General features: G+C 56.9%; 27 protein-coding genes, 2 tRNA genes and 1 pseudogene. All 30 read left to right on the forward strand.

Annotation, left to right across the window (positions count from 1 at the left end; genetic code table 11):
* The 30 genes and pseudogenes from V3W31_07250 (at position 1) to V3W31_07395 (ending at position 25,889) form a co-directional block, all read left to right on the forward strand.
* Positions 1–347 (forward strand): annotated as a pseudogene (locus tag V3W31_07250) (methyl-accepting chemotaxis protein).
* Positions 348–871: 524 nt separating this feature from the next.
* A complete protein-coding gene (locus V3W31_07255; GenBank protein ID MEE9614735.1) occupies positions 872–1,279 on the forward strand; it encodes a response regulator in 408 nt (135 codons plus the stop codon).
* Entirely contained in the window at positions 1,248–1,817 is a 570-nt protein-coding gene (locus V3W31_07260) for a chemotaxis protein CheW (GenBank protein MEE9614736.1), read from the forward strand. Before V3W31_07255 ends, V3W31_07260 begins: the two co-directional genes overlap by 32 nt.
* A 59-nt stretch (positions 1,818–1,876) precedes the next feature.
* Positions 1,877–3,067, forward strand: coding sequence for an LbtU family siderophore porin (locus tag V3W31_07265; GenBank protein ID MEE9614737.1), 1,191 nt, complete (start codon positions 1,877–1,879; stop codon positions 3,065–3,067).
* A 79-nt stretch (positions 3,068–3,146) separates the two neighbouring features.
* On the forward strand, positions 3,147–3,986 hold the full coding sequence (locus V3W31_07270) for a cache domain-containing protein (protein ID MEE9614738.1): 840 nt from the start codon (positions 3,147–3,149) through the stop codon (positions 3,984–3,986).
* A 121-nt stretch (positions 3,987–4,107) separates the two neighbouring features.
* Entirely contained in the window at positions 4,108–6,414 is a 2,307-nt protein-coding gene (locus V3W31_07275) for a methyl-accepting chemotaxis protein (GenBank protein ID MEE9614739.1), read from the forward strand.
* A gap of 153 nt (positions 6,415–6,567) precedes the next feature.
* Positions 6,568–7,446: a protein-glutamate O-methyltransferase CheR gene (locus V3W31_07280; GenBank protein MEE9614740.1), complete on the forward strand. Its 879-nt coding sequence runs from the start codon at positions 6,568–6,570 to the stop codon at positions 7,444–7,446.
* 33 nt (positions 7,447–7,479) lie between these two features.
* Positions 7,480–7,839, forward strand: coding sequence for a response regulator (locus V3W31_07285; protein ID MEE9614741.1), 360 nt, complete (start codon positions 7,480–7,482; stop codon positions 7,837–7,839).
* Positions 7,840–7,858: 19 nt separating this feature from the next.
* Positions 7,859–8,218 carry a response regulator transcription factor gene (locus V3W31_07290; protein ID MEE9614742.1) on the forward strand — a complete coding sequence of 120 codons (360 nt, stop codon included), beginning with the start codon at positions 7,859–7,861 and terminating at the stop codon, positions 8,216–8,218.
* A 5-nt stretch (positions 8,219–8,223) separates the two neighbouring features.
* Positions 8,224–10,278, forward strand: a complete 2,055-nt coding sequence (locus V3W31_07295; GenBank protein ID MEE9614743.1) for a chemotaxis protein CheA — start codon at positions 8,224–8,226, stop codon at positions 10,276–10,278.
* Between the two features lie 22 nt (positions 10,279–10,300).
* Positions 10,301–11,395 (forward strand): chemotaxis response regulator protein-glutamate methylesterase, encoded by a 1,095-nt coding sequence (locus tag V3W31_07300; protein ID MEE9614744.1) that lies wholly within the window; start codon positions 10,301–10,303, stop codon positions 11,393–11,395.
* Positions 11,379–11,801: a response regulator gene (locus tag V3W31_07305; protein ID MEE9614745.1), complete on the forward strand. Its 423-nt coding sequence runs from the start codon at positions 11,379–11,381 to the stop codon at positions 11,799–11,801. Before V3W31_07300 ends, V3W31_07305 begins: the two co-directional genes overlap by 17 nt.
* Positions 11,791–12,255 carry a chemotaxis protein CheX gene (locus tag V3W31_07310; protein MEE9614746.1) on the forward strand — a complete coding sequence of 155 codons (465 nt, stop codon included), beginning with the start codon at positions 11,791–11,793 and terminating at the stop codon, positions 12,253–12,255. Before V3W31_07305 ends, V3W31_07310 begins: the two co-directional genes overlap by 11 nt.
* Positions 12,256–12,311: 56 nt before the next feature.
* Positions 12,312–13,739: a DUF4388 domain-containing protein gene (locus tag V3W31_07315; GenBank protein ID MEE9614747.1), complete on the forward strand. Its 1,428-nt coding sequence runs from the start codon at positions 12,312–12,314 to the stop codon at positions 13,737–13,739.
* Between the two features lie 61 nt (positions 13,740–13,800).
* Positions 13,801–14,715 carry a response regulator gene (locus V3W31_07320; protein ID MEE9614748.1) on the forward strand — a complete coding sequence of 305 codons (915 nt, stop codon included), beginning with the start codon at positions 13,801–13,803 and terminating at the stop codon, positions 14,713–14,715.
* A gap of 124 nt (positions 14,716–14,839) precedes the next feature.
* The gene (locus tag V3W31_07325; GenBank protein MEE9614749.1) at positions 14,840–15,682 is read left to right on the forward strand and encodes a GAF domain-containing protein; all 843 of its coding nucleotides are present in this window, start codon (positions 14,840–14,842) and stop codon (positions 15,680–15,682) included.
* Between the two features lie 21 nt (positions 15,683–15,703).
* On the forward strand, positions 15,704–16,081 hold the full coding sequence (locus tag V3W31_07330; GenBank protein MEE9614750.1) for a response regulator: 378 nt from the start codon (positions 15,704–15,706) through the stop codon (positions 16,079–16,081).
* Positions 16,082–16,334: 253 nt separating this feature from the next.
* Positions 16,335–16,409, forward strand: a tRNA-Val gene (locus V3W31_07335).
* 153 nt (positions 16,410–16,562) lie between these two features.
* Positions 16,563–18,503, forward strand: coding sequence for a threonine--tRNA ligase (gene thrS / locus V3W31_07340; protein MEE9614751.1), 1,941 nt, complete (start codon positions 16,563–16,565; stop codon positions 18,501–18,503).
* The gene (gene infC / locus V3W31_07345) at positions 18,494–19,066 is read left to right on the forward strand and encodes a translation initiation factor IF-3 (protein ID MEE9614752.1); all 573 of its coding nucleotides are present in this window, start codon (positions 18,494–18,496) and stop codon (positions 19,064–19,066) included. The genes thrS and infC overlap by 10 nt, the downstream gene beginning before the upstream one ends.
* Positions 19,059–19,256, forward strand: a complete 198-nt coding sequence (gene rpmI / locus V3W31_07350) for a 50S ribosomal protein L35 (protein MEE9614753.1) — start codon at positions 19,059–19,061, stop codon at positions 19,254–19,256. Before infC ends, rpmI begins: the two co-directional genes overlap by 8 nt.
* A 110-nt stretch (positions 19,257–19,366) precedes the next feature.
* Positions 19,367–19,726, forward strand: coding sequence for a 50S ribosomal protein L20 (gene rplT / locus V3W31_07355; GenBank protein MEE9614754.1), 360 nt, complete (start codon positions 19,367–19,369; stop codon positions 19,724–19,726).
* Positions 19,723–20,781, forward strand: a complete 1,059-nt coding sequence (pheS, locus tag V3W31_07360; protein ID MEE9614755.1) for a phenylalanine--tRNA ligase subunit alpha — start codon at positions 19,723–19,725, stop codon at positions 20,779–20,781. Before rplT ends, pheS begins: the two co-directional genes overlap by 4 nt.
* 27 nt (positions 20,782–20,808) lie before the next feature.
* Positions 20,809–23,304: a phenylalanine--tRNA ligase subunit beta gene (gene pheT, locus V3W31_07365; GenBank protein ID MEE9614756.1), complete on the forward strand. Its 2,496-nt coding sequence runs from the start codon at positions 20,809–20,811 to the stop codon at positions 23,302–23,304.
* A gap of 17 nt (positions 23,305–23,321) precedes the next feature.
* The gene (locus V3W31_07370) at positions 23,322–23,600 is read left to right on the forward strand and encodes an integration host factor subunit alpha (protein MEE9614757.1); all 279 of its coding nucleotides are present in this window, start codon (positions 23,322–23,324) and stop codon (positions 23,598–23,600) included.
* Positions 23,601–23,616: 16 nt separating this feature from the next.
* Positions 23,617–23,994, forward strand: a complete 378-nt coding sequence (locus tag V3W31_07375; protein MEE9614758.1) for a MerR family transcriptional regulator — start codon at positions 23,617–23,619, stop codon at positions 23,992–23,994.
* Between the two features lie 63 nt (positions 23,995–24,057).
* Positions 24,058–24,134 (forward strand) — tRNA-Pro (locus V3W31_07380).
* Between the two features lie 135 nt (positions 24,135–24,269).
* A complete protein-coding gene (locus V3W31_07385; GenBank protein MEE9614759.1) occupies positions 24,270–24,566 on the forward strand; it encodes a nucleotidyltransferase family protein in 297 nt (98 codons plus the stop codon).
* Positions 24,563–24,904: a DUF86 domain-containing protein gene (locus V3W31_07390; protein MEE9614760.1), complete on the forward strand. Its 342-nt coding sequence runs from the start codon at positions 24,563–24,565 to the stop codon at positions 24,902–24,904. Before V3W31_07385 ends, V3W31_07390 begins: the two co-directional genes overlap by 4 nt.
* A gap of 703 nt (positions 24,905–25,607) precedes the next feature.
* The gene (locus tag V3W31_07395) at positions 25,608–25,889 is read left to right on the forward strand and encodes a hypothetical protein (protein MEE9614761.1); all 282 of its coding nucleotides are present in this window, start codon (positions 25,608–25,610) and stop codon (positions 25,887–25,889) included.
* Positions 25,890–26,202 lie beyond the last annotated feature (313 nt).

Below are 26,202 nucleotides of genomic sequence, written 5' to 3' on the forward strand. Positions count from 1 at the left end.
AGATAATCGAGGTGATAGACGACATAGCCGAGCAGACGAACCTGCTGGCGCTTAACGCGGCCATCGAGGCGGCCAGGGCCGGCGAGCACGGCATGGGCTTCGCCGTCGTGGCCGACGAGGTGAGGAAACTGGCCGAGAGGTCGGCCAGGAGCACCTCGGAGATATCCGAGCTCATCTACGGCATCCAGAAGGACGCCGGGGATGCGGTGAAGAAGGTCGAGAAGAACGTCGGCGTGGTCGACGGCGCGCTGAAACTCTCCAACGAGGTCGTGGCGTCGCTCAAGAGGATAGAGGAGTCCGTGGGTGAGGTAACCAGGTACTCCGAGGAGATAGGGGCGGCCACGAGCGAGCAGGCCAGCGGCTGCGACCAGATAGCGCAGGCGATAAACAAGCTTAACGAGATAACCCAGGAGATAAGCTCCTCGGCCGACGAGCAGGCCTCGGGCACGGAAGAGGTCGTCAAGGGGATGGAGAAGCTCCGCGAGATGACCCAGGAGAACGTGGCCAGCTCTTCTCAGCTCGCCAGTTCGGCCGAGCAGATGAGCAGGCAGTCCGAGACGCTCAGCGATACGGTCTCGAAGTTCAACACCGGCAACGGCGAGGCGAAGCCCTCGGCTGGGCCCGTGGATGGGCCCAGACACTGATAAACAATGTGGCGCCCCGGATAACGGGGCGCCACATTTAACATGACACCGCAGGACCCCATATTACATCTTTATCTAATAAATATTCACGCTAAGTAGACGTGACATAGGGCGCTCTGCCCTGATAAAGAAGGGCAAAACGCCCTGGCTTTACCTGAAAAACAGCTTCTTGAAAAGTTAAGTACCTAAAAAGACTTACTAAATTTGAAAGGCACAGGTTTTGCAATATGAATAAGAGAATGAAGCTCCTCATAGTAGACGACGACCAGTATATAATAAATCTCATCACCACCATCGCTGGAAAACACGGGGCGGAAGTGACAAGCTACACCAACGTCGCGGACGCGCTCAGGAAGCTCATGGAGGAGGAGTTCGACACCGTGCTGGTAGACCTCCATCTACCGGGGATGGACGGCCTTTCGGCCATACCGCTTGTAAGGGAGTTAGACCCTGACATAAATATAGGGCTTATGACCAGCGACACGCGTCCGGACGTGAAGGCAAGGGTTCTTACGGGCGGAGCGGACTTTTTCCTCCAGAAACCCGACGACATAATGAAACTATGGGATGTACTGCAAAGGTGCGCAAGAAAGGAGGTCGCAGATGTCAACGATTCTGCAACTGGTAGGGTTTAAGGTAGATAAGGAGTTCTTCGGGGTCCCCATCGATAAGGTAAAGGAGATAGTGCGGGTCCCGGATATAACCGCGGTGCCCGACACCCCGGACTTTCTGGAGGGGGTCATAAACCTCCGGGGCAGGATAGTGCCGGTGGTGGACATGAGGACACGCATAGGGCTGCCGACAATGGAGAGGGTCAGGACCAACAGGGTCCTCATACTCGATATCGAGAGCAGGACCGTGGGGCTCATAGTGGACTCGGCTTCCGAGATACTGAAACTCCCGGACGAGCAGATAGAGAGCACCCCTGAGCTTGTCTCGTCGGTGGGCGCCGAGTACGTCACGGCCGTCGGCAAGCTCGACGACAAGCTCATAGTGCTCGTGGATATCATGAGGCTCCTGAGCGCGGACGAGATGGGCAGGCTCGACGCGGCCCGTAAGAAGGCCGAGCTCACCGCTTCCACCGGCAAGGCGCTCGAGGAAAAGACGGGCAAGACAAAGAAGAGCAAACCCAGAAAGAAGGCGCTTAAAGAGGGGACGGAGCAGAAGGGATAGGGAAGAGGCGTTCCGCCTCTCTACGGACCCGGTAAGGGAAAGGAAGAAAGGAGGGCTATATGAAACACACGCTACGGTTTTTATTCAGCTTTAGGAGGGGGGTTCCCCTGCCGGTCTTTATGGCGGTGGCAATGGCCGCGGCAGTGGCCCTCCTGCCCACCCTCTCGTTTGCCGAGAGCATCGAGGATAAGATAGAGCGCTTGGAGAAAAGGATAGAGGAGCTTGAGAGGAAGCTCGACGGCAAGGAGCAAGAGGCCATCGAGCAGAGGATGGAGAAGATCGAGGGCAGGCAGGCCGAGCTCCACCACAGCCTTGAGGAGAAAAAAGCGCCCGGCCTCATGACGCAGATAAGCGACAAGATAGCCATCGGCGGGCTCCTCGAGGTCGAGGCCTTCTTCGAGGACATAGACGACGAGGGCGACACCTCGGACATAGTGCTCGCCACAATGGAGCTCGCCATAGACGTGGAGATAAACGAGTTCGTGAGCGGACACATACTCTTCCTCTGGGAGGAGGACGGTACCGAGCCCGTGGACCTCGACGAGGGCTACATCACTATAGCCTCCCCCTACGGGCTGAGCCTCACCGCTGGCAAGATGTACGTGCCGTTCGGGATGTTCAACTCGCACTTCATCTCCGACCCGCAGACACTCGAACTCGGGGAGACAAGGGAAAGCGCGGTGCTCCTCACCTACGCCACAGGACCGTTCGAGATCTCGGCCGGGGCCTTTAACGGGGACGCGGACGAAATTAGCGACTCCGACAACGAGGTAGAGGACTTCGTCGTGAGCGTCGTCGTCACGCCGAAGGAGGGGATAACCTTCGGGGCTTCCTACATCTCCAACATAGCGGACTCCGATATCGGGCTTGCGCCGGTGCTCAGGGACGACGTCGAGGGCATGGCCGCGTTCCTCTCGCTTGAGATGGGCCCGTTCATGTTCGAGGCCGAGTACGTCGGCGCCACCGAGAGCTTCGAGGACCTCGACCTCGACGGGGACGGGGACAACGACGGCGACAAGCCGGAAACATATAACTTCGAGGTGGCATACGCGGTGAACGACAGGCTCGAGATAGCCGTCAGGTACGAGGAGAACGACGAGTTCTTCGACTTCCCCGAGGAGCAGTACGGCGTGGCAATATCCTACAGCCTGTTTGAGGACGTAACCCTCGCCTTCGAATTCCTCCACGGCGAGTTCGAGGACGGCAGGGACAGGGACGCGGGCACGGCCCAGTTGGCCGTAGAGTTCTGAGAGGCGACGGGAGGGCGGCTTTTATCATAGAGGGAGAGTGTGGTTTCTTCCAATAACCGTAGAAAATAAGGAGGAGAAAATGAAAAAACTCGGCAGAATGATCATGGCAACTCTTTTCTTTGCCGGCTCGGTTTCCACCGCAACCGCCGGAGCCGACGTTTCAAAGATGAAGGATGCTCTCAACAAGAAGGCGGCCGTATTTTCGGCTCTGCATAAGAGGGCCTCGCGGAATCTGCAGACTGCCGCCCAGGACAAGACGTTCAGTGAATACTTCGAAACTACCGACAAGAGTGAGAAAAAAAGACTCAAGGCGGAGATAGAAAATCTAAGCCTCGCCGTTCAGAAGAAGTTCGAAGTAGACGAGATGTGCCTGATAGACCTTTCCGGCCAGGAGATTACAAGGATAGTTTTCGATAAGATCGCCCCGGACGCCGACCTCTCTTCGGAAGAAGCGTCGGCCCCCTTCTTTAACCCGTCCGTCGCAAAGGAGGCCAGGCAGGTTTACATATCAGCGCCATATCTGTCCGCCGACTCGAAGAGATGGGTTATCGCCTACACGACGCCGATTATGACTAAAGACGGCAAGAAGGCGGCTATCCTGCATTACGAGATACCCCTGTCCGTTTACCAGGAAAAGCTGGTGAAGGAGTTTAAGGGGAAGGACGAGTATATACTGGCGGTTGGCAAAGACGGCCTTCTCTGGGCGGACTCCAGGCGTACCTATAACTTGAAAGGCAACCCGGAAAAAGAAGTAAACCCATCAGACTACTTTCCTCCCCTTGATAAGGATATCCGCTCTTCCATAAAGAACGGCAAGTCGGGGGAAGGGAGCTTTGAGAAGGGGGGCAAGAGTTACTCTATTGTCTACAAGCCCCTCGGTTATCAGGACTGGTCCCTGGCTGTCGTATCTCCCGAATAACCGGGAACCCCCCACCTGCCATAATAGGTGGGGGGTTCCGTGGTCTCATGGATGAGGCACGGACAAACAGAGTAGTTATTGTATCAGAATAAAAAACCTTATCCTGATAAGGAGGTGGGTTATGAGTTCTTCATCTACAACGGGGGGGTGGCTCAAGCTGAACATCGGGCCGAAGCTGGTCCTTGTTACTCTTTTGCTATCCGTCGTACCGGTCTCTATCCTCGGCGTCACGGCTTACTTCAGTGCAAAGAACGCCCTTGAGGAGAAAATCGGCAATGGCTTTGTGAGCCTTTCCCTGGAAACCCTGGACAAGATAGACAGAAATATCTACGAAAGAAAACAGAATGCCCTGGCATGGTCAACACTCGGCACCATGCAGGACATACTGATCGACGATGCCGACGGTAGAATCGCGGCCGAACTGGAGAGCCTCAAGAACGATTACGGTTCTTACCAGGGTATCTACGTCGTTAACGAAGGGGGCGATATCGTATCTTCCAGCAATCCGGAGTTCTCTCAGGACAACTTCGGCGATGCTCCGTGGTTCAAAAATTCCATCCGGGGCGAGATGGACATCCAGGATGTCGGCCTTTCGACACTAACGGGAAAGCTTGCCGTGTCGGTTACGGCGCCTATCAGGGCCGATTATGACAATACCAAGATTCTCGGTGTGTTGACTTCCCGGTTTAACTGGGAAAAGGTCGATGAGATTGTGGACGGTGTTAAGGTGGGAGGGGAGGAGCAGAGCGGGTCCGCATATATCCTTCTGCTCAACAGTGAAGGAAAGGTCATCGCCGCACCGGAGTTCATGCGCGGCAAAGACGCCGTACTCCAAAGAGAGTTGGCCGGGTTGAAGTCGGCTGAAAATGCCTTTAATAAAAGTTCGGGATATCTTGTTGAGAACATTAACGGTAAGAGTATGCTGGTGGGGTATTCCCCGTCGAACGGGCATTCCGAATACATGGGGTTGGGTTGGATTATGCTTGTCATGCAGGACACCGACCAGGCATTTGCCGCGGTCATGTCTCTGAGGACAAGGATATTAATTGTTTCCGTGTTGGCCATAGGTATGGCCTTGATCTTAGGCTTTTTCATCTCCCGCTCCATCTCGGTGCCGGTAAAAGAGATGGCGGCGGCGGCCCAGAGTATAGCCTCCGGCGACCTGGACGTCAACGTCAACGTAAAATCCAACGACGAGTTGGGTATGATGGGAAGGTCCTTCAACGACATGGTCGCGTACTTGAAGACCATGGCCCACGTGGCCGAGGCCATAGCCGAGGGCGACCTCCGGAAGGACGTACGGCCCAACTCGGCAAGGGACGTCCTCGGGAACGCCTTCAATGGAATGCTGGTGGGACTGCGCGACATAGTCGGACAGGTGAGGGGCGGGGCGGATCAGATAGCGTCGGCCACCGGCCAGATAGCCTCCACCAGCGAGCAGTCGAGCAGGAACAGCGAAGCCTCGGCCACCGCGGTCGAGGAGATAACCTCCACCATGCACGAGATGAGCTCCAACATCCAGAACGTGGCCAAGAACATCCAGGGCCAGGCAAGCTCGGTGGCAGAGACCTCGACGGCCATCGAGGAGCTTATCGCCTCCATACAGAGGGTCGCGGACAACGCGCGGAAGATGGTCGAGATAGCCAAACAGAGCGCCGAGGCGGTATCTTCCGGAAGGGAGGCCGTTGACCGCTCCACCGAGGGGGTAAGGAACATAACGAGCGTCATGGGAGCCTCGGCCGAGACCATACGGAAGCTCGGGACCAGGACCGAGGACATAGGGAAGATAATCGAGGTGATAGACGACATAGCCGAGCAGACGAACCTGCTGGCGCTTAACGCGGCCATCGAGGCGGCCAGGGCCGGCGAGCACGGCATGGGCTTCGCGGTCGTAGCCGACGAGGTCAGGAAGCTCGCCGAGAGGTCGGCCAGGAGCACCTCGGAGATCTCGGAGTTGATATACGGCATCCAGAAGGACGCCGGCGAGGCCGTCAGGGACGTCGAGAAAAACGTCGGCATCGTCGACGGGGCGCTAAAACTTTCCGATGAGGTCGTCGCGTCACTTAAGAAGATAGAGGCCTCGGTTGTCGAGGTGGGCAGGTACTCCCATGAGATAAGCGCGGCAACGGGCGAGCAGGCCGGAGGGTGCGACCAGATATCCAGGTCGGTCAACAAGCTGAACGAGATAACCCAGGAGATAAGCTCCTCGGCCGACGAGCAGTCCTCGGGTACCGAACAGGTCGTAAAAGGGGTGGAGAAGCTCAGGGAGATGACCCAGCAGGGCGCTTCGAGCGCGGCCGAGCTCGCCAGTTCGGCGGAGCAGATGAGCAGGCAGGCCGACTCGCTGAACGAAGTCGTGGCCAGGTTCAACACCGGCAGTGACGAATATCCGGGCGAACCCCAACCCGATGAAGAGGTGCCAGGGTAACATGGCTTTGAACCCCAACAATCCCCCGGCGGCGAAAGAATAACGAAGTCCTGGCCAGGTTCAACGCCGGCAGGGGTTGACAGCGCGGGCAGTTACTGATTGAATGTAGAACGGCATACGAGGCAACCCGAGCCGAATCAAAGCGGAGATACGATGTTAGGTGAACAGGAAAATATGGCGCCGTTCGGCACCCCACAGCCGAAGCTCACGATGAGCGACGAGGAGTACCGGCTATTGAGGAACCTCATCTACGACGAGTGCGGCATCTGGCTCAAGGACGAGAAGAAGAGCTTCCTCGAGAACAGGACCTTCAATCGGATGAGGACGCTCAAGATAGCGAGCTGCTACCGCTACTACAGGCTCCTTACCGACCCGGATGACGGGAAGCAGGAGGTCCTCACCTTCATGGACTCCGTCACAATAAACGAGACCTCCTTCTTCCGCAACAAGCCCCAGATGGACATCTTCACCGAGATGGTGGTCCCGGAGATTGTCTCCAATAAGAGGAAGAAGGGGGACCTCTCGCTCAAGATATGGAGCGCGGGATGCTCCACGGGCCAGGAGCCGTACACCCTGGCCATGATACTCCGGGAGACCATCCCGGACATGAGCAAATGGAAGATAACCATACTCGCCTCGGACCTGAGCCTCACCGCGCTGCAGTCCGCCCAGGAGGGGATCTACCGCCCCGAGAAGATGGACGGGGTGGACGATACGCTCCGAAGTAGATACTTCCGCGAGGTGGAGGGGGGGATGTACCAGGCAAAAGACGTGCTTAAGCAACTCATCGTCTTCGACTTCCACAACCTGATGCACGAAAGCGGCTCCGGGAACTTCGACGTCATCTTCTGCAGGAACGTGCTGATATACTTCGACGAGGAGACCCAGAAGGGGGTCATCGACAGGTTCGACAGGGCCCTTGTGCCGGAGGGATATCTCTTCCTCGGGCACACGGAAAGCCTCCAGGGGGTCAACGACAACTTCACGTTCATACATAAGAACAAGGGGACCGCCTATAAAAAGAACGGGTAACCCGGCCGTTCAGACGGCATGGAGACAGACAGCATGAAGAAGATACTTCTCATCGAGGACGACGCTAACTTCGCGAAGGTCTTGAAGGCCGAACTGGAAGGGGACGGCTATCACGTGGACGTGGTGGGCGACGGGGTCGAGGGGGTGCTCCGGGCGGTGGACGAAAAGTACGACATGGCCCTTATCGACGTTATCATGCCGACCCTTAACGGCATAAACGCAACGAGGATACTGAAGAAGATGGATGCGAAGATGCCCATAATAAGCTTTTCGGGTAAGATCGCACCCGAAGAGATCTCCGAGCCGGTCAACGCCGGGGCGGTGATATTCGCGCAAAAACCTTTTTCCACGTCATGGATGCTGTCACAGATAAAATGGGTGATGGACGATTGAGGCCCAAAAGGGAGTTACGGTGAAGAAAAGAGTCCTTCTCGCGGACGACGAAAAGAACTTCCTCGATCTCGTAAAGGAAGAGTTGGAGACCGAGGACTACGAGGTCGTGGCCGCCGCCGACGGCGTGGAGGCGGTCATCAAGGCCATCGACGGATACGACATCGCGCTCCTGGATATAATGATGCCCAACCTCGACGGCATAAGCACCACCAGGATACTGAAGAGGATGAACCCCGACAAGCCCGTCGTGGTTTTCTCCGGTGTAGCCGGGAGTAACGACGTGGCGAGGGCCGTGGAGGTGGGGGCGGAGAAGTGCCTGACCAAACCCTTCTCCGTCAAGCAACTCATGACCGACATAGAGAAAGCCCTGAGGGGGTAGGTGATATGGCGGACAATGACTTCATGATGCTCAGTGAAGAAGAGATGGCGCTCCTCCGGGAGACCTTCTACGAGCAGGCCCTCGAGATGATAGAGAACCTGACCGGGGAGGTGCTCGCACTCGAGTCGGGCAAGGACAGGACGGCTGCGATCAAGAACATCAAGCGCTTTTTCCATACCCTCAAGGGGGACTCCGCGACAATCGGGCTTACGGACGTCGCGGGCGTGGTGCACAAGATGGAAGACCTCATGGGCGAGTTCGAGGAGAGCAGTGCCGAAATAACGAGCGACCTCCCGGACCTCATTTTAAAGGTGGTGGACGAAATAACGGCCGCCATAAAGGCCCACCGGAAAGGCAAGGAATACACCATATCCAAGGCGGTCAAGGATAAGATAGCGGAGTTCGCCATAGAGGCCGGAGGGGCGCCCGCCGCCTCCGAAGAACTAACGGAGTATGAAGAGGAGCTGGCCGCAAACGCCATCGCCGAGGGGAAGACACTCTACCGCGTAAAGTTCACCTTCGCGAAGGAATGCCTCATGAAGTCGGCCGGGGCCCTTATCCTCTCCCAACACCTTCCCACCGGCGGCGACGTCATACGGATGGAGCCGCCCATCGACAGCCCTGAGGTGGAGTCGTCCGATTCCCTTACCGCCATCATCGCGAGCTATGAGGAGTCCGGCGACCTGAGAGGCCTCTATCTCATACCGGGCGTTATAGGGGATGTGGCCGTCGAGGGCTACAAGATGGACAAGCTGAGCGAGAGTGCCGAGGAGGCCATGGCGGAGGCCGGCCCCGCCGGGATGGGGCCGGAGGGGGGGGCGGGGGGACCGATGGAGGCCCTCCAGAGTATAAGGGTTATGTCGGATAAGATAGACCAGATAATGGACCTCGTAGGCGAACTCGTTATGGGGCGCTCCATGGTGGGGCAGCTCGTCTCCGACTTCGAGGCCCGCTACCCGAAGGACGACCTCGTAGGGAGCTTCACATCCGCTACCGCCTTCATAGAGAGGAGCCTCTCGGACCTGCAGCGGAGCGTCATGTCCATACGCATGGTGCCCATAGACAGGGTCTTCAAGAAGTTCCCGAGGATGGTCAGGGACCTCTGCAGGGCGAACAACAAAAAGATAAACCTCGTCCTCAAAGGAGAACACACGGAGATAGACAAGGCACTGGTGGACGTGGTTGGCGAGCCGCTCCTGCACCTCATACGCAACTCCGTGGACCACGGCATAGAAGCCCCCTCGGACAGGGAAAAGGCGGGCAAGAAGCGCACCGGCACCATAAAGGTGGATGCATACCACCAGGGCAACGATATAGTCATAGAGGTGTCGGACGACGGAAATGGGATAGATACCGAAAAGATCAAGGCGAAGGCCCTGGAGAAAGGCGTCATCACCAAAGACGATGCCAGGAGGATGGACAGGCGGGAGGCCCTGGGGCTGATATTCATCGCGGGCTTCTCGACGGCAAGCACGGTGAGCGACGTCTCGGGCAGGGGGATAGGCATGGACATCGTCAAGAACGTCGTGGAGGAGATGAGGGGGACCATAGGCGTCAGGTCGGATCCGGGCGAGGGGAGTGTCTTTACCCTGAGGTTCCCTCTTACGCTGGCCATCATAAAGGCGATAATCTTCGAGTCGGGCGAAAGGCTCTACGCCCTGCCCGTGGGCTCCATAGCGGAGATAGCAAGGGTGTCCCACGGGGACCTGGACAGCGTGGCGGGCAGAAAGACGCTCCGCTACAGGGACAGGGTCCTCCCGCTTGTCGGCATGGACGGTATCGCCGGGGAAAGCCCGAGGCAGTACGGCAAGGACGAGAATATCTTCGTGCTGGTGCTGAGCCACGGCGAGAGGGAGATAGGCATGGTCGTGGACAAGCTCATAGGCGAGGAGGAGCTTGTGGTAAAGGCCGTGGACGAGAGCTGGATCAAAACCGATATGGTCGTCGGGGCCTCCATACTCGGCGACGGTAAGGTCATCTTGATCTTGAACGTCGCCTCCGTGGTGTCGAGGGGGCTGAAGGGCTCCGGGGAGAGGGTATACGGCAAGCTCGTAAACTGAGCACTTTGATAATGATACGGTAATGGAAAACAGTTCAAAAAAGATACGGGTGCTCGTGGTCGACGATTCCGCGCTTATGCGGAAGATGATCCCGCTTATCCTGAAGAAGGACCCCGGGATAGAGGTGGTGGGCACGGCGGTTGACGGCATATTCGCTTTGAAAAAGGTGGAGAAGTTCAGGCCCGACGTCATTACCCTCGACATGGAAATGCCCGGCATGGACGGCCTTACCACCCTGAAGCACATAATGGCCCGTTTCAAGACACCGGTCGTTGTGGTAAGCTCTCTTACCACCAAGGGGGCGAGGATTACCATGCAGGCCTTCGAGCTCGGGGCCATGGACGTCGTGGCCAAGCCCCAGGACGCCATATCGGTCCATATCCAGGAGATAGCCGAGGAGCTCATCACCAAGGTCAGGGCCGTAAGCCGGAGTTCCACCTCCAAGCTTTATCTTCCTCCGCCGCCGGAGGTCCCGCCGGCGCTGAAGGTTGTAAAGGGAGGGCGCCGCCGACGGACGGAAACGGTCGTAGCGATAGGCATATCCACCGGGGGTCCCAACGCGCTCGCCTACATGCTGCCCCATATACCGGCGGACTTCCCCGCGGCGCTGCTTATAGTCCAGCACATGCCGGCCGGCTTCACCGAGGTCTTCGCCTCGCGCCTGAACAAGATATGCAAGATAGAGGTCAAGGAGGCGAACGAAGGGGACATGGTCCTCCCCGGAAGGGCGCTCATCGCCCCGGGCGGGAAGCACCTGAAGATAAAAAGGATGCGGATCGGGACGATCGCCGTCCTGAGCACGAGCGCGCCGGTCAACGGGCACAGGCCGTCGGCGGACGTGCTCTTCGAGTCGGCCTGCGGGCAATACGGGCACTCCACGGTGGGCGTGATAATGACCGGCATGGGGCAGGACGGGGCGGAATGCCTCGGGAATATACAGAGGGCCGGCGGGATAACAATCGCCCAGGACGAGCAGAGTTCCATAGTCTTCGGCATGCCGAAGGTAGCCATAGAAAAGGGGCACGCCCGCAGGGTCGTACCTCTCGAGAAGATGGCAGGTGCAATAATGGCCGCAGTGCCCCGGAAAGGAGAAAAAGAATATGTCGCAGCAAAATGATACCGACGCGACCGCAGCCGCTTCCTACAGGTTCCTCATCGTAGACGACTCGCTCTTCGCCAGGAAGAACATCTCCAAGGTGGTCGAGTCGATCGGCGGTACGGTGGCCGGCGAGGCGGCCAACGGAAAGGAGGCTATCGAGAAGTACTTCGAGCTCAAACCCGACCTCGTTTTGATGGACGTGTCCATGCCGGAGATGGAAGGCCTCGAGGCGTTGAAGATAATAAAGGACCGCGACCCGGACGCGAACGTGGTGATGGTTAGTTCTCTCGGCTACGAAGACCTGGTCAAGAAAGCCATCTCGCTCGGGGCCAAACACTATATACCGAAACCTCTTAAGTCGGAGAGCGCCGCCTTGATCATTAAGTTCGTGCTCGAGGGGGGAGGGGAAGAGAGTGAGACTTGAATATATAGACCCGTTCGTCGAGGGCGCCTGCTCCGTACTGAAGGAGACCCTTGATGTACCCGTTGAGAAGGGCAAGCTGACGCTCTTTAGCGGCCTGAGCCCCAAGCAGGGCATCGCGGTGAGCTTCGGCCTTACCGGCGGGGTAGAGGGGCAGATCCTCTTCGACCTCTCCGAGGAGATGGCGCTAAAGATAGCCGGCCTCATGAACGACCGGAAATTCGACGCCATGGAGCCGATTGTCCTTGACAGTATAGCGGAGCTTATGAATATTATTGTGGGCAGAAGCGTAACGCTCCTTAACGAGAAGGGTTTTAACTTCTATATTACCCCGCCCACCATGTATTCGGGTAAGGACATGAAGTTCTGGTCCGTAGGCATAGAGACGCTCGTAGTGCCGGTCGGCACCCCATACGGGGACATGGTCGTTAACGTCGCCCTGAGGACGACCGTATGACCGTCGGCAGCCGCACACGCAGTACTATATTATCGAAGGAGTTCTAGCGCGGGGATATGCAGTTAGCCGGAAACATAGAAGACCTGGGGCTGGGAGAGATAATGCAGATCCTCGGGTTCAGCAACAAGTCCGGCGTGCTGTGCCTGCGCCGCGGCGAGAAAGAAGCCGTTGTAACCTTTAAGGAAGGCAAGGTGGTAAAGGCGGTCTCCACCTCCATAAAGGAGGGGGTCGGCGAACTGCTGCTTAAAGAGGGGACCATCACCCGGGAGCAGTTCGATCAGGCGAGGGAAAAGCAGGCCGGGGACGGGTACGGGGAAACCCTCGGGGCTGTACTTGAGGGCGGGTTCAACGTGCCTGTCGATAGGCTCGATGCCATCGCCACCAAGCAGATCGAGAAGGTGGTCTATTCCCTCTTTCTCTGGCCGGACGGGAACTTTATCTTCGAGCTCGGAGGGGAGAGTGATACCCCGGAGACTATAAAAACGGATACCCTCCAGTACACCCTTCAGCACGGGATTAACCCGCAGTTCATCGCCATGGAGGGGGCCAGGCTCGCCGACGAAGCGGGGAGGGAAGGGGCCGGGGAAGCGGCCGTATCTGTCCCTGAGGGAAGGGAGGCCCCGACCGAAGCGGAAGCGGAATCGGAAGTGGAAAACGCCTTCTTCCAGCCGGAGGCCCCGACCGAAGCCCCGCTGGGAGGGGAGGCGCTGGCGGAAGAGGGCACGGAAGACCCCTTCTTCCAGCAGAAAACCACGGCCGAAGCCCATGCAGGGGGGGAGGCTGCCTCGGCGGAATCGGAAGTGGAAAAGGAAAAAACCTTCCCGCCGGAAACCACAGCCGAAAAGCCCGAGGGGGTCGGTGAGGCAAAATCCTTTATAAAGAGCCTGATTGAGGAGATAGGGTTCGAGGAGTTCTCAGCCGAGCCGGAAGGAGCCGTAGAAAAGGTAGCGGAGAGCAAGGGGCTCAGGGTACTTAAGGGGATGCTCGAGGAGCTGGCCAACGCCTTTTCGCTGAACGAAGTCGTGCTCCTTATACTCCGGTTCAGCGGCGAGATAATGAGCCGCTCGGTGGTCTTCGCGGTAAAGAAGGGGAACATCGTGGGCCTCGGGCAGTCCGGGGTGGATATAGAGGGCGATTCAGCGGACAAGCGGGTACGGAAGATGAAGCTCTCCCTGGCCGAGAGCTCCATACTCAGGGACGCCATAGACAGCAAGGCCATAGTCGTTAAGGCGCTTGAGGGTACTCCGGGGAACGAATACATAGTGGAGCAGTTGGGGGGACAAAGGCCGCTTGAGGCCTTCGCCGCCCCGGTGCTGGTCCAGGGCAAGGTGGCGGTAATAATCTACGGAGACAACCTGCCCGAGCAGAGCAGGCTGGACGACCTCTCCGCGCTCGACATATTCCTCGGCCAGACCAGCCAGTCCCTTGAGAGGATACTCATGAAAAGGGATTCCGGGGGAGACGGCAGGTTGGCGGCAAGCTGAGGTCCTCGGGCTTGAAGATAAAAAAACACCTTTAGGATAAAACACCAAGGGGGTTAACTTAGTGGTTGTAGAATGTCCGGAATGCAAAACCAGCTTCAATATCGACGATTCCAAGCTCCCTTCGGATGGGATCAAGCTCAGGTGCGCCAAGTGCCGCACCGTCTTCAAAGTGGAGATGCAGGCCGCCGGGGCCGCGGGGAAGCCACCGTCCGCCGGCTACCGCGTGCTCATCGCTAACGGCGACCCCGAGGTATGCGAAATGATGGAGAACGTCCTCAAGGGCGAAAATATGACCGTCTTGAAGGCATACGACGGTGTCGAGGCGCTTAACGCCGCGGAGAACCACCAGCCCCACGTGATCGTTCTCGACGTGGCGATCCCGAAAATCTACGGCTTTGTCGTATGCGAGTTCATAAGGAAAAAGCCCGAACTCAAGGACACCAAGATCATACTCATGGCCTCGATCTTCGATAAGATGCGCTACAAGAGGAACCCTAACTCTCTCTACGGGGCCGACGACTACATAGAAAAGCACCATATACACGACGACCTCGTCCCCAAGATACACGCCCTGCTGGTCACTTCGGGGCCGGAGGCGACAGGGCCGAAGGAGCCGGAGAAGGCCCCGGCGGCGGTGTCCACCCGCGTGGTAGCGCCCCCCCGGGCGAGCGATGAGGACATAGCCAAGCTCAAGGCCAGCGAGGAGGCGATAGCGCAGGAAGACGGAGACGTCAAAGAAAAGGCGAAGAAGCTCGCCCGTATAGTGGTCTCCGACATCATCCTCTATAACAGCGAAGAGGTGGACTTCGGCGTGGCCAACGACAATATCTACAAAGTCCTCAGGGACGACATAAAGGACGGCATACGGTACATGAAAGAGAGGACGCCCGGCTCCGTCCCGGTGGAGAGCTACCTTAAGGAGGCGCTCGACGAGTTCCTCTCCAGGAAGAGGGAGGAGATTAATACCGGACTTTAGGGGCCGCCCCCGATAAACACGTTGCGGTTGGCGTCCAGTAGTGATAATATTCAGGTGTTTTATGCCCACGTGAAGAGTTCATCAATAAAATAGTTGCGGCCAGGGCCGCTCAGGAGAGTGCACAATGGACGATACAAAAGGAATAGACCAGGAAAAGGAAAAAAGGGGCGAGGAGATACTCAACGTGGTCAGGAAGGGCGCGGAGTTCACCCACGACATCCTGAAGGAGAACGAGAAACTCCGGTTCAAAATAGCACAGGTCGAAGAGGAGAACGAATCCTTCAAGAGGTCCTCGGGCGAGGAGGGCTCCAAGGCCGAGCTTGAACTGCTCCGCACCAAGCTCAATGCGCTTGAGAAGGAAAAGCTTAGCATGTCCGAGAAGTTCAAGGCGGTGGAGGAGGAGAACCTGGACTTCGCCAACAAGTACGTCGAGATAGAGCACGAGAACAATATGCTGGCGAACCTCTACATCTCCAGCTACCAACTCCACTCCACCCTCGAACTGAACGAGGTGCTGAGGATCATAATGGAGATAATAATAAACCTCGTGGGCGCGGAGCAGTTCGCGCTCCTCATGCTCGACGAGAAGACACACGAGCTTAAGGCCGTCGCTGCGGAGGGTATAGAGCGGGAGAACATACCTCCGGTAAAGACCGGGGAGGGGCCCATAGGGACGGCCGTCAAGACGGCCGAGGACTACTACAGGGCCGAGATAAACAAGGGGGGGGCCGTGGACACGCTCGACCCCATGGTCTGCATACCCATGAAGATAAACGAAAGGGTGATCGGGGCCATAGTGATATACAAGCTCCTGCAGCAGAAGGACAGCTTCAGCACCCTGGACTACGAGCTTTTCTCAATGCTCGCCGGCCACACGGCCACGGCCATATTCAGCTCCAAGCTCTACAGCGAGTCGGAGAGGAAGCTCTCCACCATACAGGGATTTATAGACCTGCTTACAAAATAAAAACGAGAGGTAGGGACGCCTATGGCCAGCAAGATCTTGATAGTTGAAGACTCTCCCACCATGAGGCAGCTTCTTAAGTTCAACCTCAAAAGGGTCAAGGGTGCGGAAATAACCGAGGCGGGCGACGGGGTAGACGCGCTTAAAAAAACCTCCGACGGCAAGTTCGATCTCATACTCACCGACATAAACATGCCGCTTATGGACGGCCTGAAGTTCATAAGCGTATTGAGAGGAGACGACGCCAACGCCAACAAGGCCGTCCCCATTATCGTAATAACCACCGAGGGCGGGGAGGCGGAGAGGGACAAGGGGCTCGAACTGGGGGCCAACTCCTACATCACAAAGCCCATCAATCCGGTTCAACTCATGGACGCCATAAGAGAGTTCCTTGGCTCCTGAGTCCGGCGGAGGGGGAGGGTTACAAGTCCTCTACGGCAGGCCCGTCAAGCGTCCACTTTTCCTAATGGCACTCCTGTCCCCGTAACAGGGCGGACAGCTATATCCCCTTGATATCCCTCAAGAATTCCCTTGACACCCCTATCCATTATGATAAACTTTGACCCAGTCTTTTCAGCACCCGAGGTGCAACGGAGAAAAGAACGGCAACAGAAAAGCTAATAAAATCAAGATATTACAGCAATAAGATTACTACAGGCGCGTAGCTCAGTGGGAGAGCGCTACCTTGACACGGTAGAAGTCGGCGGTTCGAAACCGCCCGTGCCTACCACCTTTGCATAAAGGTATCCCCCGCCCAAAACCCCTCTGCAGGAAGGACCGCCGAAAGGGAAGGATGGGGTGGTGCCTTTTCTTGATTTTCAGGGGAACGGGGACGTAAACTGGAAGAAAGAGAAAAACTGGAAAAGAAAGAAAGACGGAAAACATGCTAAAGGTAATATCTTCAGAGGGCAAGGAATCGAGCCACCCGGACGGTGCGACCGTCATCGAGGTCCTTGCCGCCATCGACCGGAAGTCGGCAAGAAAAGCCGTCGCCGGCAAGGTAGACGGCAGGATAGTCGACCTCCAGACGAAGCTTGGCGCCCCGGGGGGGGGAGAGGGGAAACCTCTCGCCGTAGAGCCCGTCACCCTGGACTCGAAGGAGGGGCTCCAGGTATACCGCCACTCCACGGCCCATGTCATGGCTGAGGCCGTTACCTCTATCTTCAAGGACGTAAAGCTCGCCATAGGCCCGGCCACCGAAGACGGTTTTTATTACGACTTCGACCTCGATCACCACTTCACCCCCGAGGACCTGGAGAAGATCGAGAAGAGGATGTCCGAAATAGTCCGGGAGAACTCCCCTTTCAGCGTGGAGGAGCTCGGCAGGGACGAGGCCGCAAAACTCTTCAAAGGGGACGAGTACAAGGAGGAGCTTATAGGGGAGATAGATGAGGAAGAACGTCTTACGGTCTACAGGCAATCGGAGTTCGCGGACCTCTGCCGCGGGCCGCACGTCCCAACGACGGGTTTCATAAAAGCGTTCCAGCTTACCTCTATCGCCGGGGCCTACTGGCGGGGAGATGAGAAGAATAAGATGCTCCAGAGGATATACGGCACCGCGTTCCCCTCGAAGAAGGAGCTTTCCGAGCACCTGAAGAAGATCGAGGAGGCCAGGAAGCGCGACCACAGGAAACTCGGTAAAGAGCTCGACCTCTTCAGCACATCCGAGGACATAGGGGCCGGGCTCGTCCTCTGGCACCCCAACGGGGCGACCGTACGCACCATCGTGGAGGATTTCTGGAAAAAAGAACACGCAAAAAACGACTACTCCCTCATATACACCCCGCACGTCGCCAAGCTCGACCTCTGGAAAAAGAGCGGCCACTGGGACTTCTATCGGGACAACCTGTATAGCCCGATGGACGTGGAAGGCCAGGAATACATAGTAAGGCCCATGAACTGCCCCTTCCACATCCAGATATACAAGGGGCACTTGAGGAGCTACCGAGACCTCCCCATACGCTACGCCGAGCTCGGGACCGTCTACAGGTTCGAGAGGTCCGGCGTGCTGCACGGGCTTTTGAGGGTCAGGGGCTTTACCCAGGACGACGCCCACATATACATGACCCCGGACCAGCTCGAGGGCGAAATAAAGGAGGTCCTGAAATTTACGCTTTACATCCTGCGGAGTTTCGGGTTTAATGAATACGATATATTCCTCTCCACCAAGCCCGAGAAGTACGTGGGGTCGCTTGAGAACTGGGAGAGGGCGGAGGCGGCCCTTAAAGGCGCGCTCGTCTCCACGGGGCTCGACTACGCCGTGGACCCGGGTGAGGGGGTCTTCTATGGCCCGAAGATAGACATAAAGATAAAAGACTCGCTCGGGAGGGCCTGGCAGTGCTCTACCATACAGGTCGACTTCAACCTGCCCGAGAGGTTCGAGCTGGCCTACAGGAACGAGAAGGGTATCGACGCCCGGCCCATAATGATACACCGGGCGCTTATGGGCTCGCTCGAGAGGTTCTTCGGCTGCCTCGTCGAGCACTACGGCGGGGCCTTTCCCGTATGGCTGGCCCCGGTGCAGGCCGTGATACTTACGGTGACCGAGAGGAACGACGAGTACGCCGCAGGCGTACTTAAAGATCTGAAAAGGGCCGGCTTCAGGGCCGCGCTTGACATAAGAAACGAAAAGCTGGGCTTCAAAATAAGGGAGGCCAGACTTAAGAAGATCCCCTACATGCTCGTCGTCGGGGATAAAGAGATGGAAGAGGGGCTTGTCGCCCCGCGTTCGAGGGAAGAGGGAGCAATGGAGCCGGAGACCGTAGAGCGCTTCATTAAACGGCTTAACGCAGAGAACATACCGGCGGGAGGTGAATTTTCATAAGAAGAGACAGTAGAAGAGAGCAGAGGGACACTACCAGAATAAACAGGATGATCAGGGCCCCTCAGGTACGTCTGGTCGGTGCCGATGGCGAGCAGATAGGCGTTATGGACGTGCGGCAGGCTATGGAAGAGGCGGAGAAGGTTGGTCTCGACCTCGTTGAGATCGCACCCAACGCCAAACCGCCCGTATGCCGCACCATGGACTACGGCAAGTACAAGTACCAGATGAGCAAGAAGGCCCATGAGTCGAAGAAGAAGCAGACCGTCATACACGTAAAGGAGGTCAAGTTCCGGGTCAAGACCGAGGAACACGACTTCCAGGTCAAGCTGCGCAACATAAGGAAGTTCCTCTCCGGCGGCGACAGGGTGAAGGTCAGCCTGATGTTCAGGGGCCGCGAGGTAACTCACCCCGAGCTTGGCAGGAATAAGCTCCAGAGGGTTTCCGAGGAGGTCAAGGACCTGGGGACGGTAGAACAATACCCGAAGCGGGAGGGGCGCAACATGACGATGCTCATTTCCCCCCTTCAGCAGAAACAAACTTTAAGGGAGAGAAAAGATGCCTAAGATGAAAACCAACAGGGGGGCGGCCAAGAGGTTTAAAAAAACCGCCTCGGGGAAGATAAAGAGGGGCAAGGCGGGGCTCAGGCACATCCTGACGAGCAAGCCCACCGGAAGAAAGCGCGGACTCAGGAAGGGCACTACGGTATCCAAGGCCGACTCCGACGCGATCAAGAGACTCCTGCCCTACGCCTGAGCGTAGAGGGGGGGGAACTACCGTTTCAACACACAACGTATACGGAGCGCCGGAACAAAACGGATATAGCGCTATGACAACAGCAAAATCTGAAAGGAGCAGTAAGGGTTATGCCGAGGGTTAAGAGGGGCGTAAGCGCCAAGAACAGAAAGAAGAAGATATTCAAGGCGGCAAAGGGCTACAGGGGCGGCAGGGGAAACCTTCTGCGCAGCGCCATGGAAGCCGTCGATAAGGGGCTCCAGTACGCCTACAGGGACAGGCGGGCCAAGAAGCGCGAGATGCGCAGGCTCTGGATAGCCCGCATTAACGCCGGTGCAAGGACCAACGGCATCACCTACGGCCGCCTCATCGACGGCCTTACAAAGGCCAACGTCGCCATAGACAGGAAGGCCCTGGCCGAGATGGCCGTAAAGGACCCGGCCGCCTTCACAAAGATTACCTCCGTCGCAAAGTCAACACTCTCTCTATGAGGGACAAACTCTTGAGCCTCGAAAGTGAGGCCCTTGAGGAGCTTGCCGCTCTTAGAGGGTCCGCCGGGAGCGAAGAGGTATTGGCCGTAAAGACCAGGTACCTCGGGAGAAAGGGGCCCCTGGCCTCGCTCATGAAAGATATAGCGGGCCTTCCGGAAGGAGAAAGACGCGAAGCCGGCAGGGCCGCTAACGAGGCGAAAGAGAGGATCGACGGAGAGGTCAGAAAACTCCTGGAGGGTCTGAGTAAGGCCCGCCAAGGCGAAAAACTCCTCACCGAGAAGATCGACGTCACACTCCCCGGCAGACCCGCCCCGACCGCCGTAATCGGAAAACCCCACCCCGTAACGAGGATAACGGACGAGATAGAGGACATATTCATCTCGCTCGGCTTCGAGGTGGCCGAGGGGCCGGAGGTGGAGACCGACTACTATAACTTCGAGGCCCTGAACATCCCCAAAGACCACCCGGCCAGAGAGATGCAGGACACCTTCTACACGGGCGGCGACGCGTGCCTCCGCACCCATACCTCCCCGGTGCAGATAAGGGTCATGGAGCGGAGGAAGCCCCCCTTGATGGTCATAGCTCCGGGCACGGTCTACAGGAGGGACTCGGACGTAACCCACACACCTATGTTCCACCAGATAGAGGGCTTTATGGTCGACGAGGGAATAACCTTCGGAGACCTGAAGGGGGTGCTCACGCACTTCCTGCACACACTCTTCGGAGAGTCCACGACCGTAAGGTTCCGCCCGAGTTTCTTCCCCTTCACCGAACCCAGCGCCGAGGTCGACATCCAGTGCGTCATATGCGGCGGCAAGGGGGGAGGGGGAGAAGGGGGGGGAGGATGCCGGGTGTGCAAGGACACCGGATGGCTGGAGATACTCGGCTGCGGCATGATACACCCGGAGGTCTTCAAGGCCGTCGACTACGACGCGGAAAAATACACGGGTTTCGCCTTCGGCCTGGGTATCGAGCGCATAGCCATGCTCCTTACGGGCATAGACGATATAAGGCTCTTCTTCGAAAACGATTTGAGATTTCTCAAACAGTTTTAACCTTCCAACACCCGGAGCGCTGCCAAGATGCTTTTCAGCTATAACTGGCTAAAGGAATACGTCGCCACTTCACTCACGCCGGCCGAGCTTTCCACGAGGCTCACCATGGCCGGGGTGGAGGTCGAGGCCGCCCGGGAGGGGACGCCCCCGGTAAAGGGTATCGTGGTGGCCGAAATACTCACGGTGGGACCGCACCCTAACGCCGACAGGCTGAAACTCTGCCAGGTAAATACCGGTGAGGGGGGGGAACGCTCCGTCGTCTGCGGCGCGAGCAACATGAAGGAGGGCGACAGGGTGGCGCTCGCCGTGCCGGGGACAAAACTCCCCGGAGGCGTGAAGATAAAAAAGTCCAAGATACGCGGCGTGGTCTCCGAGGGCATGCTCTGCTCCGAAGTCGAGCTCGGCATACGGGACACCTCCGACGGGATAATGATACTCCCCGCGGACGCCCCGCTCGGGAGCGAGTTCTCCGAGCTTACGGGTGAAGGCGAAGGGGGGGACACCATGCTCGATATAGCCATTACCCCGAACAGGGCGGACCTCCTGAGCGTAAGGGGGCTCGCAAGAGAGGTCGGCGCCATTACCGGAGATAAGTTCACGGACGTGGAGTTCAGCGTCCCCGAGGGCGTCTGGTATACGAAGGAAAAAGTATCCGTAACTATCGACGCTCCGGAGCTTTGCCGTAGATACGCGGCGAGGGTCGTTGAGGGCGTTAAGATAGGGCCCTCCCCACCGGCCGTGGCGAAGAGGCTCGAAGCGCACGGCATAAGACCCATAAATAACGTGGTCGACGTCACGAACTACGTGCTCCTGGAGATGGGCCAGCCGCTCCACGCCTTTGACCTGGAAAAAGTCAGGGACCACAGGATAACCGTAAGGGCCGCCCGCAGTGGAGAAAAAATGGAGACGCTGGACGGGGTGACGAGAAAGCTCGAAGAGGGGATGCTCCTCATATGCGACGGCAAGGGGGAAAAGGGGAAGGAAAAACCGGTAGCCATTGCGGGTATCATGGGGGGGGGCGGGTCGGAGGTGAGCGACACGACGGAGAAGGTGCTTATCGAGAGCGCGTGGTTCGACCCGGTATCGGTGAGGAGGACGTCGAGGAAGCTCGGGCTCGCAACGGACTCATCCTACAGGTTCGGCAGGGGCGTGGATATAGACGGCGTCCCGACGGCGCTCGACAGGGCGGCCTCGATGATAGCCGAGCTTGCGGGCGGCAAGGTATCCAGGGGGGCGGTGGACGCCTACCCCGTAAAGTTCAAGCCTCGGGACATAGAGTTCCGTATAGCGGGGACCGAGGCGCTTCTCGGCACCGAGCTTAAGCCCAAAGAGGTCAAGGACATATTGACGAGACTCGGCATGGACGTGAAGGCGTCGAGGAAGAAGGACTCCCTCATCGCCGTGCCGCCGTCTTACAGGGTGGACCTCGAGCGCGACGTGGACATAACCGAAGAGGTGGCGAGGGTCAGGGGGTACGATAAGGTGCCGGTGACCATGCCCACGACCCGGCTTACGGGGAGTTCCCCGGCAAAGCTCTTCCGCTTCAGGAGGAAGGTAAAAGAGATACTCGTTAACGCAGGCTTCTTCGAGACCCTTAACTATAGCTTCGTCTCTCCATCGACCTTCGAGGCGGGGGGTGAAGGGAAAAGGAGCGGGGTTACCATACTGAACCCCCTTAGCGAGGAGCAGTCCGTTATGAGGGACGCGCTCCTGCCGTCACTTCTCGAAACCCTGAAACTCAATTTGTCGAGGAAAAACGAAGAAGCCCGGATATTCGAATTCGCGCCCGTCTACCTGCCCCGCAGCGCGGAGGGCGGAAATAAAGGAAAAGACCTTCCGGAGGAGAGGTGGAGGGTCGCCGGACTCATGAGCGGGCTCAGGCTGGGGGAGGGGTGGAACGTCCCGAGCGAGCCCCTTGATTTTTACGACGTTAAGGGGGTGGTGGAGAGACTCACCGACGGACTCGGCATCAATATCAGGCTCAAGGACAGGGTCAGGGCCCCGTCCGGGGCCGAAGCCGAAAACGAAAAAGCCCTCTTTTCCCCGTATTCTCAGCTATTTCACCCATTGAGGAGCGCGATCCTCAAGGTCCGGGGCAAGGACGCCGGGCTCTTCGGCCAGCTCCACCCGGACACGCAGAAGCGCTTCGACCTCAAGGGACCGGCCTTTGCTTTCGAGTTCGAGGCCGCCCCGCTGCTGGCCGCCTTCGGCGGGTACGGCAGGTTCAAGCCGCTCCCCCGCTACCCGGAATCGTCCCGGGACATATCCTTTATCGTAGACGACGGGACGGCTTACGGAGAGATAGTCAGGGCCATCCGAGGGCTCGGCATAAAAGTTATTGAAAATATAAAGCTTTTTGACGTATACTATGGAGGTGCCGTCCCCGAGGGCAGCAAAAGCATGGCCATGAGGGTCATCTACCGGTCGCCCGAGAGGACGCTTAAGTACTCCGAGGTAGAGGAGATACACGCTAAGGTAACCGGCGAGATAGCCGGCAAGTTCAATGCGGATATCCGCGTATAACCGTTCAGGAGGAGGGTATGACAAAGGCGGACCTTGTATCGATAATATTTGACAAGGTGGGCTACTCCAAGAAGGACGTAGCCGAGGTCGTGGACCTCATCTTCGACAGTATGAAGGATTCCCTGGAGAAGAGCGAGAACGTTAAGATATCCGGTTTCGGCAACTTCTCCGTGAGGCACAAGAAGTCGAGACGCGGCCGCAATCCTCAAACAGGCGAAGAGATCACTATCGGAGAGAGGAAGGTGCTGACCTTCAAGGCCAGCCAGATTTTGAAGGATACCGTGAACTCCGAGTAGAAGAGCCCCGACTCCGATGATGGTAACCATACCGGAAAAGCTCTACTTCAAGATAGGCGAGGTTTCCACTATAACCAGGGTAAAGCCCTACGTCTTGAGGTACTGGGAGAGCGAGTTCAAGATAATAAGCCCCCGGAAGTCCAACGGCAAGCAGAGGGTCTACACGAGGAAGGACGTAGATCTCATACTGAGGATAAAAGAACTTCTCTACAAAGACAGGCTGACTCTGGAGGGCGCGAAGAAGCGGATGAAGGAGCTGAAGAAGGAAGGGGATGGGGGCAAGGGGGGCAAGGCCAGCCAGCTCGGCCTCCCGTTCAGCAATAAGAAGTACATGGACGAGTTAAAGGGCATAAAGAAGGAGCTCGGCTCCATAAGGAAGTTGCTCGGTAAGTAGTTTTTTTCCATTTTTCCATTTTTCCGTTTTTCCGGTTTTTTCGTTTTTGCGGTTTTTCCAAGTCGGGGCGTGGCGCAGCCTGGTAGCGCACCAGTATGGGGTACTGGGGGTCGGAGGTTCGAATCCTCTCGCCCCGACCATTATATTAACTTCCGGTCCAAAAATGGACCGGAAGTTTTTTTTGGAGTGGAGGGGGAGGAACTTCTAATTCTCTTGTAAAATTCAACGCTATCTATTAAACTTATGGAAATTGGGAAGCGTACGAGGTGAAGTCCATGGATGGAAAAAGCGACCAGATTACGAAGATAAAAGAACGTCTTGCAGGGGTATTGGAAAGGAATGGGGTGAAGAAAGCCGCCCTCTTCGGCTCCATTGCGAGGGGCGAGGCCACCGGGGAGAGCGACATCGACCTCCTTGTCGAATTCGAGGGGAGAAAGAGCCTCCTTGACCTTTCGGGCCTGAAGCTCGATGTAGAGGACGCTCTTGGAAGGAAGGCCGACGTTCTTACCTACGGCTCGCTCCACCCGCTCCTCAGGGACAGGATACTGGAGGAACAGGTGGTAATCCTGTGAAGAAGGACCCCGCCATATTCATAGACCATATCCTTGAGTGCATCGGGCTTGTCGAGAGTTACACCGAAGGCAAGAGCGAGGACGATTTTCTCGCCTCGCCCCAGCTCCAGGACGCGGTAATCCGCCGCATCGAAATTATAGGCGAGGCCGTCAAGAACATCCCTGAAGAGTTGAAGGGAAGATACCCGGAAGTCCCGTGGAAGAAGATCGCGGGCATGAGGGACATCCTCATCCACGAATACTTCGGGGTAGATCTCAAGATGACATGGGAGGTGCTTGCAAAGGACATCCCTGACTTGAAAAAGGAGATGGCGAGGATACGGGAAGAGATGAAGTGAAGGCATGAGTGCCGTGGGCTGGGCGATGTCCACCCTGCAAAATTAATTGTTGCAAAAAAGGTAGATGGAACCTATCGCCTGTAAAAAGGTTTTCTATGTGAAACTAGGTAGGAACGGTATCTGGGAGGAATCCAGTATCCGTAAAGGCATCATCCGGATTGGTTGGTCAAAGCAAACGCTGGACGACATCAACAATGGCCGATGGGACAGTATACAGAAGCAGCTTGAAAAAGGCGCCTGCGACAAAGGATCGGCAACCCGCGATTGCCGAGCGTTAAGAATACTGTGCGAATCCACGCATGAGGATGTCTGGGTTACATTTCATAAAAATCATCTCTGGTGGTGTCGGGTAGGAGAGTCACGTATACGTCAAGATAAGACCTCAAAGTATCGTAGAGTCGAGAAATGGCACTCCAAGAACATCTTCGGCGATCCTCTTTTAACGAATCAAATCTCAGGACGTTTAGCCAAGGTGCAAGGATTCAGAGGCACGATTTGCAAGGTTAAGGAAGTTGATGACTTAACCCACCTCATAAATCGACAATACAGTTCGGAAGTAGTAGCGATTTCTCGTTCGAGAGAGGACTTATGTCGTCATATAGAGAAAGGTATTAGCAGACTGCACTGGAAAGATTTTGAGACACTAGTCGACCTCCTGTTTAGATCTTCTGGCTGGAAGAGGGTCTCCGTGCTCGGAGAGACTATGAAGTTCTCGGACGTTGAATTGGAAGAGCCAATCACAGGGGAGATGTACCAAGTCCAGGTAAAGTCTGCAGCCTCCTTCCGCGACTTCCTTGAATATGCTGAAAATTTTGTAGGTGGGAAGTATAAAAAACTTTTCTTTGTCGTTCATTCTCCGGACAAGAAACTAGCCGAATATGCGGCACAGCCGAACAGTTCGGTAGAGATCATTCTCCCGAAACGGCTTGCAGAAATGGTCGTGGACCTGGGTCTCCTTAAGTGGCTGATGAACAAAATCCAATGACTTCACTAACCATATAGTTGAACCAAGAAATAAAAAGGGGACAGATTTATTTTTTATTACCCCGTAGTCCTTTTTGCCCCCACCCCACCCCCAATTTTCAAGCAGATAATCCCGACAATCAACCATTGACAGGCTGTCTGAATCGTTGTAGATTACAAAGGTAATGTACATATCCCATACCAAAAAGTGGTGCCGGACCACAGGCGGGCTTTTGCTCTTATTCGCCGGGCTGTCGCTCGGCGGCTGCAAAGTGGCGCACATGGCTCTTCCGGAAGGCTCTCAGGCTGAATTAACCGAACTGCCCGTCGAAGGG

The sequence above is a fragment of the Thermodesulfobacteriota bacterium genome (genome assembly GCA_036482575.1).
In the GTDB taxonomy this organism is placed as follows: Bacteria; Desulfobacterota; GWC2-55-46; order GWC2-55-46; family JAUVFY01; genus JAZGJJ01.